Source organism: Gemmata sp. (assembly GCF_051859125.1).
Taxonomy (GTDB): Bacteria; Planctomycetota; Planctomycetia; order Gemmatales; family Gemmataceae; genus Gemmata.
On record NZ_JBHYGG010000057.1, the window covers coordinates 27,185 to 41,472 of the forward strand.

General features: G+C 71.9%; 12 protein-coding genes. 4 read left to right on the forward strand and 8 right to left on the reverse strand.

Going from position 1 to position 14,288, the window contains the following annotated elements; translation table 11 throughout:
* Positions 1-14: 14 nt before the first annotated feature.
* From rsmH to ACTIGN_RS07155, 4 genes are all read right to left on the reverse strand, one after another.
* The gene (gene rsmH, locus ACTIGN_RS07140) at positions 15-896 is read right to left on the reverse strand and encodes a 16S rRNA (cytosine(1402)-N(4))-methyltransferase RsmH (protein WP_439622249.1); all 882 of its coding nucleotides are present in this window, start codon (positions 894-896) and stop codon (positions 15-17) included.
* A 95-nt stretch (positions 897-991) separates the two neighbouring features.
* Positions 992-2,536, reverse strand: coding sequence for an MraY family glycosyltransferase (locus ACTIGN_RS07145; protein ID WP_439622251.1), 1,545 nt, complete (start codon positions 2,534-2,536; stop codon positions 992-994).
* A gap of 157 nt (positions 2,537-2,693) precedes the next feature.
* The gene (locus ACTIGN_RS07150) at positions 2,694-4,313 is read right to left on the reverse strand and encodes an exosortase C-terminal domain/associated protein EpsI (protein ID WP_439622253.1); all 1,620 of its coding nucleotides are present in this window, start codon (positions 4,311-4,313) and stop codon (positions 2,694-2,696) included.
* Positions 4,314-4,438: 125 nt separating this feature from the next.
* Entirely contained in the window at positions 4,439-5,572 is a 1,134-nt protein-coding gene (locus tag ACTIGN_RS07155) for a pyridoxal-phosphate-dependent aminotransferase family protein (RefSeq protein ID WP_439622255.1), read from the reverse strand.
* Between the two features lie 214 nt (positions 5,573-5,786).
* Here ACTIGN_RS07155 and ACTIGN_RS07160 point away from each other — a divergent pair, with 214 nt between their 5' ends.
* A complete protein-coding gene (locus ACTIGN_RS07160) occupies positions 5,787-6,554 on the forward strand; it encodes a hypothetical protein (protein WP_439622257.1) in 768 nt (255 codons plus the stop codon).
* A 179-nt stretch (positions 6,555-6,733) separates the two neighbouring features.
* Positions 6,734-7,096 (forward strand): ribosome-binding factor A, encoded by a 363-nt coding sequence (locus tag ACTIGN_RS07165; protein WP_439622259.1) that lies wholly within the window; start codon positions 6,734-6,736, stop codon positions 7,094-7,096.
* 95 nt (positions 7,097-7,191) lie between these two features.
* Here ACTIGN_RS07165 and ACTIGN_RS07170 read toward each other — a convergent pair whose 3' ends face one another.
* Both ACTIGN_RS07170 and ACTIGN_RS07175 read right to left on the reverse strand, forming a co-directional pair.
* A complete protein-coding gene (locus ACTIGN_RS07170) occupies positions 7,192-8,229 on the reverse strand; it encodes a DUF1963 domain-containing protein (protein ID WP_439622261.1) in 1,038 nt (345 codons plus the stop codon).
* 23 nt (positions 8,230-8,252) lie between these two features.
* Positions 8,253-8,933 (reverse strand): Uma2 family endonuclease, encoded by a 681-nt coding sequence (locus ACTIGN_RS07175; protein WP_439622263.1) that lies wholly within the window; start codon positions 8,931-8,933, stop codon positions 8,253-8,255.
* Between the two features lie 118 nt (positions 8,934-9,051).
* On the opposite strand from ACTIGN_RS07175, the gene ACTIGN_RS07180 reads away from it, so the two are divergent.
* Complete coding sequence (locus ACTIGN_RS07180; RefSeq protein ID WP_439622265.1) at positions 9,052-10,422, forward strand: outer membrane protein assembly factor BamB family protein; 1,371 nt, start codon at positions 9,052-9,054, stop codon at positions 10,420-10,422.
* A 179-nt stretch (positions 10,423-10,601) separates the two neighbouring features.
* Positions 10,602-12,311, forward strand: a complete 1,710-nt coding sequence (locus ACTIGN_RS07185) for a hypothetical protein (protein ID WP_439622267.1) — start codon at positions 10,602-10,604, stop codon at positions 12,309-12,311.
* A 197-nt stretch (positions 12,312-12,508) separates the two neighbouring features.
* Here ACTIGN_RS07185 and ACTIGN_RS07190 read toward each other — a convergent pair whose 3' ends face one another.
* Together ACTIGN_RS07190 and ACTIGN_RS07195 are read right to left on the reverse strand one after the other, a co-directional pair.
* A complete protein-coding gene (locus ACTIGN_RS07190; protein ID WP_439622269.1) occupies positions 12,509-13,255 on the reverse strand; it encodes a hypothetical protein in 747 nt (248 codons plus the stop codon).
* Between the two features lie 185 nt (positions 13,256-13,440).
* Entirely contained in the window at positions 13,441-14,136 is a 696-nt protein-coding gene (locus ACTIGN_RS07195) for a YdjY domain-containing protein (protein WP_439622270.1), read from the reverse strand.
* Between the last annotated feature and the right edge of the window lie 152 nt (positions 14,137-14,288).

A 14,288-nucleotide genomic window follows, 5' to 3' on the forward strand; every position in this document is an offset into this window, starting at 1 on the left:
GAACCGCGGTTCGCTCAGGTTCGTCTCGCCACGCGGAGCTTGGCGCTCCGGCTGCGGGGGTTGCGGGCGATCTCCTCGTCGCCGGCCTCAACGGGCTTCTTCGTCACCGGCTCCCACGGCGGCCCGCGGAACGCCTGCTTCACCCGGCGGTCCTCCAGCGAGTGGAAGCTGATGACCCCGGCCCGGCCGCCCGGCCCCACGAGCTTTGGCAGCGCGGCGAGCAACCGGTCGAGCGCCCCGAGTTCGTCGTTCACCGCGATCCGCAGCGCCTGGAACACGCGGGTCGCCGGGTCGATCCCGCCCGACCGCGGGACGCAGCTCCGCACCACGGCGGCGAAGTCGGCGGTCGTCGCGAACGGCCGGGTCGCCCGGCGCTCCACGACCTTGCGCGCCACCCGCCGGCTGTGCCGCTCCTCGCCGAACTCGAAGAACACGTCCGCGAGGGCGGCCTCGCTCATCGTGTTGACCAGGCCGGCCGCCGTGGTCCCGGCGGTCGGGTCGAGCCGCATGTCGAGCGGCCCGTCCTCGCGGAAGCTCAGCCCGCGCGCCCCGGCGTCCATCTGGTCGGAGGCGAACCCGAGGTCCGCGAGGACGCCGTCCACCGCGCCGGTCCCGAGGTTCTCGAGCACCCCGGCCAGTTGGTCGAAGTTCGCGTGAACCAGCGTGACGTGTGCCCCGGCCCCGGCGAGCCGCGGCCGGGCCAGGTCCAGCATCGACGGGTCCTGGTCGAGCCCGACGAGCCGCCCGGAGGCACCCAGTCGTTCGGCAATCAGCCGCGCGTGGCCGCCGCCGCCGACGGTGCAGTCGACCCACGTCTGGCCCGGTCGCGGGTCGAGGAGGGCCAGGACTTCGGCGGCGAGTACGGGAGCGTGTCGAGGCTCGCGCGGCGCGGACATACGGTGCCCCGGGAGGCGGGTCAAGGCGAGGTGGTCCCCGGGAGGTGTTGTAAGGGAACGGGCGGGAGCGGGCGCGGCCGGGGCCGGCCCGGCGGTCAGGCGCGGATGGCGACGGGCTCGGGACTGACCCGGACCACGACCGGGGCCGCGACCAGCACGGGCGTCGGGCGGGCGCCGGGCCGCGGGGCGGGGGCGATGAGGCCGGCGGCGTGGAACTCGAACGTCTCGATGAGCCGGGCGACGAGCGCGAACGCCTCGGCCAGCGGGCGGCCGTCGCGGGGGATCGTGACCGCCAGTTGGCCGATCGGGGCGCCGCTCTTGCCCAGGAGCGGGACCTCGAGTTGCAGGAACTTGAGGGCGAGTTCGGCGGCGGAGCTGTCCCACCGGGCGTGGTAGTTCTCGCGCAGGGCCGGCGCGTTCACGTCGAGCCTGAGGGACTGGACCCCGAGGCCGCGGGCGAGGGCGGTGAGTTCCGCCCACGCCGCGCCCCAGTCGCGGGACCCCTGGAGCCGCACGGCCAGGCCCCACGCGCTCGCGTCGCGGACGAACACCTTGCGGACGATCTTCGCCACGCGGGCGCGGATCAGGCCCAGCTCGGAGTGCCCGAACAGCTTGCACGTGACGAGCGAGGCGACGACCCCGGCGGCGGCGAGCAGGGCGTACAGGTCGTTGCTCCAGGCGATGCTCCCGAGCGCCCCGGCGGCGGCGAACGTCCCGAGGGCGGCCACGACGGCCAGGACCCGCTTCGGGGTCAGGCCGCGGTCGAGCATCCGGTGGTGGATGTGGCCGCAGTCGGCCTGCGCCAGCCCGCGGCCGGTCAGCTTGCGGCGGACGATCGCGGCGGCGGTGTCGAACGCGGGTAGGACGAGGATGGCCAGCGGGGCGCACAGGGAGATCATGGCCGGCCCCTTGAGGGAGTCCGGGATCGCCACCGCCCCGACGACGAGCCCAATGAGCATGCTCCCCGCGTCGCCCATGTAGATCGTGGCCGGCGGCAGGTTCCACCAGAGGAACCCGAACACCGCCCCGGCCAGCGCCAGGGCCACGCTCGCCGCGAACACGTGCCCGCCGATGGCGGCGATGACCGCGAACGTCACGAGCGCGATGCACCCGACCGTGCCGAGCAGGCCGTCCATGCCGTCGATCAGGTTCAGCGCGTTCACGCACGCGAGGAGCCAGAACACGGTGAACGGCCCGGCGAGCCGGCCCAGGTCGATCACGAACCCGAACACGCCGACGCTGTGGATGACGAAGTCGCCGCCGGCCACGAGCGTCGTGATGGCCAGGAACTGGCCCCCGAGCTTGTACCGGGCGCGGAGGTTGAACCGGTCGTCGACGACGCCGACGCCGGTGATGAGTACGGCCCCGGCGAGGAGCGCGAGCGTCTTGCGGGGGTCGGCGGTGAGGGCGGCGGCCACGGCGGGGTCGAGCAACGCGACGGCCGCGAGGGTCACGAGGGCCGCGGCGAGGACCGCGACGCCCCCGGCCACGGGGACCGGTGCGGCCTGCCCCTTCCGCTGCCCGTCGGGCTTATCGACCAGCCCGGCCCGGCGCGCGACGCCCCGGGCGAGGCCGGTCGACAGGAGCCCGACCCCGGCCCCGAGGGCGAGGAGGGCGGTCACAGTTTCATGGGCGAACATGCCGGCTCTCTTCGGTGAAGATGAACAGGGTGTTAATCTGGGGGAGAGAGGCCAGGTGTTACGGGGGACATTCTAACACGCCCCCGAATTGGTCGTGAACCGCAAAAACTGGGAAAATCACTTATCTCGCAAGAACTACGAAGCGAACGGTCGGAGATTATTGTCCGCGTTCCTGCACCGTCCCGCCCTGCGGGTCGGCCCACGGGCACGCCCGGTACAACTCGCCCGCGACGCGCCCGGCGAGGCCGAGCGTCTGCGTGCGGATCGTTGCGCCGTCACCCCAAAGTGGTGTTCCCAGTAGAACAACGAGGCGACCTGTCACGGCCGGCCGCTCCCGCCGGAACAATCGCTCCCCGAGCCACTCGTGGGCCGCGCCTCCGGTCGCCTGCGCCCGCTGCTCGTCGGCCGCATCCCACACCCGCCGCCCCTCTTGCGTCCAGTACAGGATCAGTTGCCGGTCGGTGTCGCGGCCCCCGGGAGCCGTGCGGACGAACTCGCGGAGCGTGACCGGGACCGAGCCGGGGCCGCCGCCCAGCGGGACCGGAACCGTGTCGCGGACCGTCTGGCGGAACCCGCGGTTCGGCCAGCACACGTCGGGGTGGTGGTAGCCGTTGACCATCCGCTGCGACGACCAGTAGATCACCCAGACGTGAACGGTGTACCCGAGGTCGCTGTACTCGCGGCGGGTGATCGCGTCGGCCGAGAGGACGGACCGCACGTCGTCCGGCACGGGCAGGTCGGTCCCCCGCCACCGGTCGAGGGCGTGCGGGATCTGCTCGATGGGTGCCGACGCGAGCACCTCCTGCTCGGCCCCGGTCCCGAGGAACTGCGCGGCGACGGTCGCAACCGCCGAGGAGATCAGGACAACGGTCGCCGGGCGCGGCACGAGCGGGGGCGGGCCGTGGGGAAGGGCCGGTTCCGGCGCCGGTGCCAGCGCAGCGGGTCGCGGCCGCAAGAGGTGCGCCAGGGCGACGATCAACCCGAGGCCGAGCAGGACCATCAAGACGCCGAACGCTTCGTGCCAGTTCCCGCGGACGTAGTCCGCCCCGGCGCGCTCCTGGATCACCCCGCTCGCGACGACGCGGGCCGCGTTCACCGCGGCGATCACCGGGACCGACAGCAGCACGAGCGCCGCCCCGCGAACCGGCCCGAACCCGCGCCACCACGCGACGAACGCCGCGATCGCCGTGAGCGCCGTGACCGACCGCACCCCGCTGCACGCCTCCGCGACGCCGAGGTCGCCACCGGGTAGACTCAGCACGAACCCGTGCCGCTCGACGGCGATGCCGAGCACCGGGAGCGCCCACGCGGCGACGGTGGTGGTCCCGGTTTGCAGCACGAGCTGCAGCGGCACGAGGACGCGGAGCGGCACCGGGAGGGCGAAGAAGACGAACCCGAGCGGGAACGCGAGCCGCCGGAGGTGCCGCGGCCCGACCGCAACCAGAACGAGTCCGCCCGCCGCCAGCACCCACACGGCCGTGAGCCACCAGAGGACGACCGGCTTCGGCACCACTTGAGCCTGGAGGAACCACCCGACGGGGAACGCCGCCGCACCGACGAGCAGCGGGAGGTAGCCGAGTCGGGACGGGGCGGGGGAGAGGTGCGCGACCGCGGGCCAGACGCTCCACGCGGCGTACGCGGCCCCGGCGAGGATCAGGAACCGGTCGACGTACTCGGGGTTCGCCCCCCAGAACCGGGCGAGCGAGCAGACGAGCGCCACGCCACCGGCGGCGAGGACCACAGCGGCGACCGGCGGCCTGGAGCGATTGATCGACATGTGGAGTGTCGAGGTGACCGAGGCGAGCCGGGAGCGTGAGCGACCGGAGGGCCGTTCCGCCGGGCGCGGAAGCTCCCGGCACGCCAGTCGGGGCGTGGGCACGGACGCCCCCATGCTACCACGGCTCACTTCGCTGCGTAAGCCTTCTGGAACGCGGCGACGCCGGCCCCGGGCTCGACCTTGAACCCGCTCTCGACGAGCACCAGCTCCAGCGCGCTGAGCGCGCCCAGCACGTCGAAGGCGTCGGTGTACCCCATGTGCGACAGCCGCCAGATCTTCCCCTTCATGTTGTCCTGGCCGTCGGCGAGCTTGAACCCGTACTGCTTCTCCATCTTCTTCAGCGTGCCGCTGCCGTCCACGCCGGCCGGCACGGTGATGACCGTGAGCCCGCTGTTCGGCCGCTCGGCGAATAGTTCCAGCCCCATCGCCTTCACCCCGGCCCGGCACGCGGCCGCGACGCGGTCGTGCCGCGCCCACAGGTTCTCGATCCCTTCGGTGCGGATGCGCTTCAGGCTCGCGCGCTGGGCGCGGATCAGCGTGTTCGCGGGCGTGAACGGCGTGTCGCTCTCGGCGTACGACTTCTTGTACCGCCGCAGGTCGAAGTAGAAGCTGCGGATCGGGGTGGCGTCGATCTTCTTCCACGCCTTCTCGGACACGCTCACGAACGCGAGCCCCGGCGGGAGCATGAGCGCCTTCTGCGACCCGGTGACGCAGATGTCGATGCCCCACGCGTCGACCTTGCACTCCATCGCGCCCATGCCGCTGATCGCGTCCACGATCAGCAGCGCGTCGGTCCTGGCGACGAGCTTGCCGAACGCCTCGACGTCGTGGCCGACGCCGGTGCTGGTCTCGCTGAGCGTGGCGAACACGGCCTTCGCGTCCGGGTTCGCGGCGAGCGCGGCGGCGAGCATCTCCGGGGTCACGGCCTTGCCGTAGGGCACCTCGACGGCGACGACGTTCGCGGCGAACGCCTTGAGCACGCCCCGCCACCGCTCGCCCCACCGGCCGGCCGTCAGCAGGACGGCCTTCTCGCCCGCGGCCAAGGCGTTCGCGACGGCTGCTTCCATCCCGCCGGTGCCCGAACTGGTGAGCGTGAGGACCGGCTGCGCCGTCTGGAACACGTACTTCAGGTCCTCCGACACCTCGGCCAGAACCGCCTTGGCCTCCTGCGAGCGGTGGTACGTCACCGGCCGCGCCAGTTCGAGGAGCGACTCTTCCGGGACCGGGGTCGGGCCGGGGGTGAACAGTCGGGCCTTCATCTCTGCTCGTCCTTTCTGGAGAAGTTCGTCCGGATGGGGTAGTTGTATTCCCCGCGTGGAGGACGCGACACCCGGAACGGGGTTCGCGCGAAGCTGTAGGGGTCGCGCGGGTGCGGGCGGGCGGGTCGCCGCGGCGGGGGGAGTCGCCGGGGTTATGCCCGTTCTGTCGCGGGGCCGATGTGCGAGCATGGACGTCGTTCCGCCGGAGTCTCGCATGCGCCCCGCCCTCGTCTTGGTTCTCGCGCTCACCGGCCCGGGGTGCGCGACGTTCGCCACGAAGCCGCCGACCCCGGCGGACGACCTGACGCCCGCCCAACTCCTTGCGGTACCGGCCCCGCCGAACGAGCGGTACTTCCTCATCGTGTTCGGGTCGGAATCGAAGCCCAAGACGCCGAAGTACACGCACTCGTGGGCGACGGTCGTGAAGGTGACCGACCTCGGCGCGGGGGTTGTGCCCGCGGTCGAGCAAAGCACGATCAGTTGGATGCCGGCGACGCTCGACATCCGCCCGCGGAACTTCCGCGTCGAGCCCGGGGTGAACCTGGACCTGCACGCGTCGGTCCGCGGGATGCTCGAGCACGACGAAACGGTCGCGATGTGGGGGCCGTACGAGATCTGGCACGGCGCGTACCAGCGGTTCTTGACCCAGAAGGCGTTCATCGACTCCGGCGCGATCGGGTACCAGTGCATCGACTCGCTCGGCGAGGCGGCCCGGTGCGGCAACGGCTCCGACTGCATCCACGCGATCACGGACATGGACCCGCTCTACAGCCGGAGCCGCTACCCGCTCTCGTTCTTCGGCATCGGTGCGAGCCGCCACGCCGTGCGGCAGATCATGAGCCGCGGCGCGGTCATCGACCCGGACCGCACCCACGACTGCCTGCTCCCGGCGCTGGGCCTCGACCAGTACCCGATCGAGCGGCAGGAGTACCGCGGGCCGAAGAAGGCGTTCGACCCCGCGGCGATCGCCGCCGGCCGGTGAACCTCGCCGCGAGCGCCGGTGTCCGATGAGAAGCCCGCCCGTGTTGGGGCGGGCTTCTCGCGTTGAAGGGAGGTGACCCGTGCGTGCCCGTGTGAAAGCGGTCGGTGGCGTCGCAGGTCCATCCCTTTCCATTCGAGGCGACGACTCAAATGAGTCGCAGGCGGCAACGATCCGATGACTTGACCCGACTCGCGGGCGACCTGGGCGGCGAGGACGGGACCGACCCGAAGGAGTTCCACGCGAAGCCGTGGAACACGCCGAAGCAGGCGGGCCGCAAGGCACTCCAGCTCTGTGCCCAGGTGAGGGACGCGCTGCACCAGGCGCTCGCGGGGTGCGGCGACCCGGTGCTGCAAGCACTGACCGTGGCGTCGGTGGAACCGGCCCCGCACACGGGGCGGCTGCTCGTGGTGCTGTCCGCACCCGACGCCGCCCGGGAACCGGTGGAAGCGTCGGTGTCCCGGGCGGCGGGGTTCTTGCGGACGGAAGTGGCGGCCGCAATCTGCCGCCGCCACGCCCCCGAGGTGGTGTTCGAGGTGCTGTGAACCCGCGGGCCGCCGGATCACTCCGGCGGCCCGCGGCCGGTACTGCGGTGCCGTGGGTGGTCGGGGGCCGGCCTGTGGTTCGTTGCCCGCGTTGCTCAGATCGTCCCCCAATTCAGTTGGCGAAAGTCCCCGCGGCGCGCCGCTGCGGCATCGACGAACACGTGCAGTTTCTCGCCGAAGTGCCAGTGGAGCGCCTCGTTGTCCGACAACTCGAACAGCTCCAGGTGCGACGACGGAACGTCGGCGAAGCGGAGGTCCGGTGCCCACTGCGAGCACACCGACGGCCGGTACCGCGACGCGAGGTAGTGCGGCTTCTCGGCGCGATCGCCCGACAGAACCCAATCGATGCGATCGTCCCCGGCGGCGTCGAACTCGCCGAGCGTGCCGGCGAGTGCGTCGAACCACCCCGGGTAGCGCACCGCTTCGACGAGCCGGACCGGGCGCGTGGGGTCGGTCGGGAACCGCACGTTACCGATCTGGGCGGGATTGAACGCGTACGGCTCGGGCGGGCGGGTGCATGCGAGCGGGACGCCGGGCGGGGTGTAGCGGAGTTCGAGCCCGCGCGGGTGGTTCTCCGGGTAGAAGAACAGGCTCAACAGGCCGGCCGTAGGGAGGAGGTTCTGGCAGAGGGTGTCGGCGAGGTCGGCGAGGTTGATCTGACCGAGGAAGAGCATCGGCCAGCGGCCGCCGCAGAGGTCGTCATTACACATTGGCCAGGGGGTTCCAACGGGCAGGTCCGGCACGCCGCCGGCGCGACTGGCGGCCGGGGCAACGCGGGACATCGACTGTCGCGGCAGCAGGTCCAGGCGCACGCAGACTTGCCCGGCGTTGAGGAGCGTCGGGAGGTGCGGTTCGAGACCCCCGACCACGGCCGGTCGATCGCGGAGCCGCCGCCGCGGGCCGAGGCCGACGAGTTCGTCCCAGTCGGCCGAAACGCCCTGGGGTCGTGCCGGGAGCCGCCTCCCACTCCTGTAGGCGGTCGTGAACCCGCGCAGGTACGCGCCGCGGGGGTCGTCGTGTTCCTCGAGCCAGTCGGTGTAGGCGTCCAGCGCGAGCGTGTCGCCCAACTGGCCGGTCAGCGCCCGCAACAGGGCTCGCTCGTCGGCCGACCGAGGCGCGCGTTCCGGTGGCATGTCGTTCCCCGAGTCGTCGGCCGTTACTGCGGCAGCTTCGCGGCGAGTTGCCGCGCCCACGCGCGGACCGCCCGGTAGAGCGGCGTCTGGTCGCCGGCCTCGCGGCCCCGCTTCACGAACGTGACGAGGTCCGCGGACGCGACGAGCGGGAACGACCGGCTGTGCGATGCGATTTGGTACTTCTTCCCGCTCAGGACGTGGAACGTCAGCGTGTCGTCCTTCAGCCGCCACACCTCGGGCACACCGAGCTTCCGGTAAATGGCGAGGCGCTTCATCGAACTCCGCGACACGTCCACCTCGATCGCGAGGTCGGGCGGCGGGTGAACGGTCAGGTCCAGGTCGCGAACCCCTGCGAGCTTCGCGGCGTTCGCGAGCCAAAAGATGTCGTCCGCCTCGATCCCCTTCATGACCTTCTTGAGTTTCAGTGTGGTCGAGCCGCCCGGGAGTACGGGAACCCCGAGTTCCTCGGCGAGGATGGGGACGAACATCGCCAGGAGTCGGTCGCCGCGGTCGTGATCGAAGCTCGGGACCATGATCTCCAGCTCCCCGCGGTCGTAGGTCACTCGGATGCCGCGCTTGTCCCCGAACGCCTTGAGGACGCTCTCGTACATGTCCCACGGGACGTTCGCGATCCGCACGGCCCGGCCGGGCTTGCGGCGGCGGGGTTGGGCGGCCGCGGGATCGGGGGTGGTCGTCGGCGTCACGGTTCGGTCCTCCGGGGGCGCTCCCGATGATAACCCAAGTCCCTGACTGCTGTAAGCCGCGGTGCGGTGGCGCGGTATCTTGAGACCTATTCGCCTTCGGAACTCGCCCGGAGCCGCCATGCCCCGCGTCCTTGCCGCCGCAGCCCTCACGCTTCTCGGTTCGCTCGCGACTCTGTGCCCGTGCCCCGCCGCGGACTGGCCGCAGTGGATGGGGCCGAACCGCGACGCGGTGTGGACCGAGACCGGGATCCTCAAGGCGTTCCCCAAGGACGGCCCAAAGGTGCTGTGGCGGGCACCGGTCTCGGCCGGGTACGCCGGGCCGGCGGTCGCGGGCGGGAAGGTGTTCGTCGCCGACCGCGTCCTGGGGGTGCGGGCGATGAACCCGGCCGACCCGTTCGACACCAAGACCCGGGTGCCGGGCGTCGAGCGTTTGCTGTGCCTCGACGCGAAGACGGGCAAGGAACTCTGGAAGCACGAGTACGACTGCGCGTACCAGATCAGCTACCCGGCCGGGCCGCGGTGCACGCCGACCGTCGCCGACGGAAAGGTGTACCTCCTCGGCGCGATGGGCGACCTGCACTGCCTCGCGGCCGACACCGGCGCGGTGGTGTGGGCCAAGAACCTCCCCAAGGACTACGACGCGAAGGTGCCGACGTGGGGGTACTGCGGGCACCCGCTCGTGTACAAGGACCTCGTGATCTGCCTCGCCGGCGGCGACGGCTCGGTCGCCGTGGCGCTCGACGCGGCGACCGGCCGGGAGAAGTGGAAGGCGCTCACCGCCCGCGAGATCGGGTACTGCCCGCCGACGCTCGTTCACGTCGCCGGCCGGGACCAGCTCGTGATCTGGCACGCGCAGGCGATCAACGGCCTCGACCCGCTCACCGGCAGGGTGCTGTGGTCGTTCGGGCTCGAACCGATGTTCGGCATGTCGATCATGGCCCCGCGGGTGTCGGGCGACCGGCTGTTCGCGGCCGGGATCGGCGGGGCCGGGCTCGTCCTGAAGTTCGACGAGAAGGGCGAGCCGGCGGTGGTGTGGCACGAGGCGACCGACAAGGCGAAGGGGATGACCCCGAAGCCCCGCGGCCTGTACCCGGTGAACATGACCCCGTTCGTCGAGGGCGGCCTCGTCTACGGCGTCGACCAACCCGGGATGCTGCGGGCCGTCGAACTCGACACCGGCAAGAAGCTGTGGTTCACGTTCAAGCCGGTGCTCGGCAGGGACGAGGCCGAGGACTTCAAGGGCGGCGGGTCCGGCACCGCGTTCCTCGTCAAGAACGGGGACCGGTTCTTCCTGTTCAACGAACTCGGCGAGCTGGCGATCGCGAAGCTGTCCCGCGACAGGTACGAGGAGGTGGGCCGCGCGAAGGTGGTCGAGCCCACCGGCGCGGCGTTCGGCCGCAAGGTCGTGTGGAGCCACCCGGCGTTCGCCGACCGGTGCGCGTTCGTCCGCAACGACAAGGAACTCGTGTGCGTCTCGCTCGCCGAGTAGCGTGGTAAACCGCGGTGTTCGGCGGGCCGACCTGTGGGAACCGATCGTTCACAGGGTGGAAATTCGGCAGTCCGTCAGACGGCGCTTGCGTCGGCCCACGCGCAGTGCCACAATTCCCCCACTCCCCACTCACCTCTCCAACCAGGCTCCTCTCATGGCCGGACACACCCGGTGGTGCGATGCCGTTGGACGTTACCTGCCCCCGCTGCCAGCGCGTGTTCCCCGTCACCGAGGCCCGGGCCGCGGTCGCAATCGAGTGCCCGCGGTGCGACGCCGAACTGACCGCCGAGTTCCGCCCCGCGTCGCGCCGCGCCCCGGCGGCCGCCCGGGTGCGGTCCGGCTACCCCGCCTCGCAGGCCGCCTACGCGGGGCTCGCGACCCGGCGGAAGACGGCTGCCACCCGCAGGCGCGAGCGGCAGATCAAGAGTGGTTCGATGTTCGGCGTGATGCTCGCGAGCCTCGCCGTGCTGCTCGTGAGCATCAGCGGGCTCGGGGCCACCGGGTACTACCTGTTCACGGCCCGCCCCGGCACGCACGCCGACGCGCTGCCGGTCCCGCGGACGTCGCTCACGGCCGGCATCGGGGACGCCCCCGAGCCCGGGTCGTCGGTCCCGCCCCCGCCGCGGGTCGAGAAGTTCGACCTCAATCCCCTCGCGGGGCCCGTCCCGCAGATCACGCCGTCCAAAGTCGAAGCCGACCTCACGACCCTCGACCTCGCGCCCCACGGCGGCCGCGTCGGGGCGGTGGCCGTCGGGGGCGGCGGCCGGTTCCTCGTGCTTCACTTCCCCGACGCGGGGCGGCTCGGCGTGTTCGACGCCTCCGAGGGCCGGGTCGTCGGGACCGTCGGGGCCGAGAAGGGCGACGTGAAGGTGGCCGCGGGCCTGTCGTGGGTCGTCACCTGTGCGGCCGGGAACACCTTCCGGGTGCTCACGCTGCCGGCCCTGGAGCCCCGGTACGACACGACCGTGCCGCTGTTCGGCGGCGTCTCCGCGATGGCGATGGGGCACCGGACCGACGGCCCGCTCCTCGTCACGAACCCGTTCGGCGACGTCGTGCTGCTCGACGTGACCGGCGCGGCGCTCAAGGAGGTCGAGGGGAGCCGCAAGAAGCCGGGGATCGTCCCGAACAACCTCCGGGCCGCGCCCGACGGCACCGCGTTCCTCACCTTCGCCCACTCGTTCGAGCCGCCCGTCACCCGCAGCGCGAAGGTGCTCACCGAGGCCGGCCGCGACTGGGCCGTGACGGCCGTCGACGCCGCCGTCACGACCCCCGGCCCCGACGGCCTCTTCTACGGGAACTGGGCGTCCCCGGTGGACCGCACCGGGGCGGCCGTGCCGCTGAAGGCGACCTACACCGTGCCCGTCGGGCGGCTGTGGTTCCTCCCGCAGGTCACGCGGTCCGGCGACCTCCCGCTGACGCAGGACGGCTACGTGCTCCGGGTCATGGCGTTCATGCGGTACGTCCCGGTGCCCCGGGTCCAGCCCGTCCCGCCGCCGAACGATCAGGTCGGCCCCGAGGGTGCGAAGCCGGCCCCGGTCGTCGGGTCCAAGGCGGTCGCACTCGACGATCAGTCCGCCGAACTCGCCTCGAAGCGGGTGGCCCCGGCCGGCGCGCAGGTGGTGAAGCAACAGCCCCAGCAACCACCGGTGGCCCGCCAGCTCAAGCCCTCGCTCATGGTGAGCGTCCACGCCGCCGGGAACGTGGGCCAGTTCGCCGCGAACACGACGGTGCTCAGCGGGCTCCCCGAGTTCGACGGGATCCTCGATCCGAGCGGTGCCGGGCGGGCCGACCTCGACCAGCACTTCTACCTGATCCCCGAGGCCAAGCTGCTCGTGGTCCTCAGCGGCGACCGCACGAAGTTGGTGCTGAAGCGCGTGAACCTGCCGTGAGCCGAGCGCGGCCCGATCACCCCTGGGTGTGAACGTGAGAACCCGGTCCGTCAGGACCGGGTTCTCGGCTTTGGTGGCTTTGAGCGTGGATCATTTGCCCTTGGTGGGGCAGGCATTCTTGCCTGCCTCCGGGCGCGTCGGGAGGCAGGCAAGAATGCCTGCCCCACCAACAAAGAAACGATCCCTGCGATTGGGCATCACTTCACCCGCTGCGGATCGACCGCGACGGGCGCGAGCCCCGGGTCGATCGCGGGCGGCACCCGCGGCTTCACCTGCTCGCCCAGTTCGAACGGGTCGGGCAGCGCCACCTTGAGGAACGCCGCCGGGAGCAACCCGACGCGCACGAGCGGCGCGACGATCGCCTGGTTGCCGGCCTCGGCGGTCGGGTCGTCGAGCCCCACGCGGTCGGTCGCCGGGCGGCCCAGGACCGGCAGCGCCGGCGGCACCTTCACGTCCGCGGCCCGCTGCGTGATCCCGGGCTTGACCGGGAACGTCGGCTTCTCGGGCACCGCATCGGCGAGGTACCCGAGGTCGTAGGGCACGCGCTCCGGCGGGGGCGTCGGCTTCGACTCGCCCGGTTTCGGCGGCAGCACCGGCGGCGGGGCGTACCGTGCGACCGGCACCGGGTCCGGATCGACGACGCGGGCCGGCGGGGTCCGCGGCTTCGGGGCCGGGGCGGTCTTCTCTTTCGCGAGCGGGGCAAGCGAAGGCGTGACCGCCCGAACGACCGCCTTGCCGCCGAGGTCGGCCGGGTAGTCGAACACCGTGGGCGGCGGCTCGGGCGGCTTCGGCGGCTGCACGGCGACCGGGACCGTGGTGGCGCCTTGCGGCGCGGCCGCGGCGGTCTGTGTCACGACGACCGTTCCGGCGGGCGGGGGCGGCGCGGCCGGGTTCTGCGAACACCCGGCGGCCGTGAGTGCGACGAGGATGGTGCGGCGGGTCATGGTGATGGGTCGCGGGGAGGGTGGTGGGTGGATTCCTGGGACCGCGGGCGGGACGGTGTGCGTTCTGTAGCCGGGGTCTGTGACCCCGGACGCTCGCGGAATCCCAGAAGCGCCGGCCTCACAGAGGCCAGCTACAGAAACCAAGCGCTGCGGGCGGAACGCCCTCGGTCCCGGGGAAGGCGCGGTCACTTCTTCTCGGGCGCCTCGATCACGAGCTTCACCGGGGTGCCCTCCTTGGGCAGCGCGTCCGGGTTCACGTCGAGCTTGAGGAACTTCTCCTCCTTCATGGTCCACGCGGTCTGGAGCACGACCTCGTCGGACACCGGGAACAGCACGATGAGGCTGCCGGTCACGTCGGCCCCGTACTTCTTCTCGTCGGGCTTGTTCGGGTCGGTGGCCGTCAGCACCGAGCCGGTGAACACGAACGTCATCTTGGGCGGGGCCTTCTTGGTCTTCGGGTCCCAGAGCACCTTTTCGAGCGGGACCCGCTTGCCGCCGCCGGCCCCGTCGGGCACCTCGATGTACACGTTGACGACCGGCCCCTCGGCCTTGGTGTTCTCGCCGCGGGCCGGCTTCCCGGCCTTGAGGCCGAGCTTCTCCAGCCCCTCGTGGACCTCGGACGGGTCCACGTCGATCGCCACGACGATCTCGTGCGCCTTCTTCCCCTTGGGCGCGCCCCACCCGGCGATGAGTTCGACCGGGTACACCTGGTCGAGGTTCGGGAGCTTCCGCGGCGCGACCTTGGCGTCCACGAGGACGCACCGCTTGGCCTCGTCCACGGTGACGCCGCCCTTCGGCGCGTCCTTCTTCTCCTGGGCGGCCCCGCGGTCGGCCGCGGCGACCGCGGCGAGAAGTCCGAGCGCAACTGCGATTCGCTTCATGTCAGTCATCCTTGGTCGCGCCCCCCTCCGGGTCGCGGTTGTGCGTGCTGCCGTGGTTGGTCCCAACGACCAACCTCCCACCACCGACTCATACCAGGTCCGATTGAACCGGAACCGTGGTGGACGGGTCCGAGCCCAACAGAACCGGTATC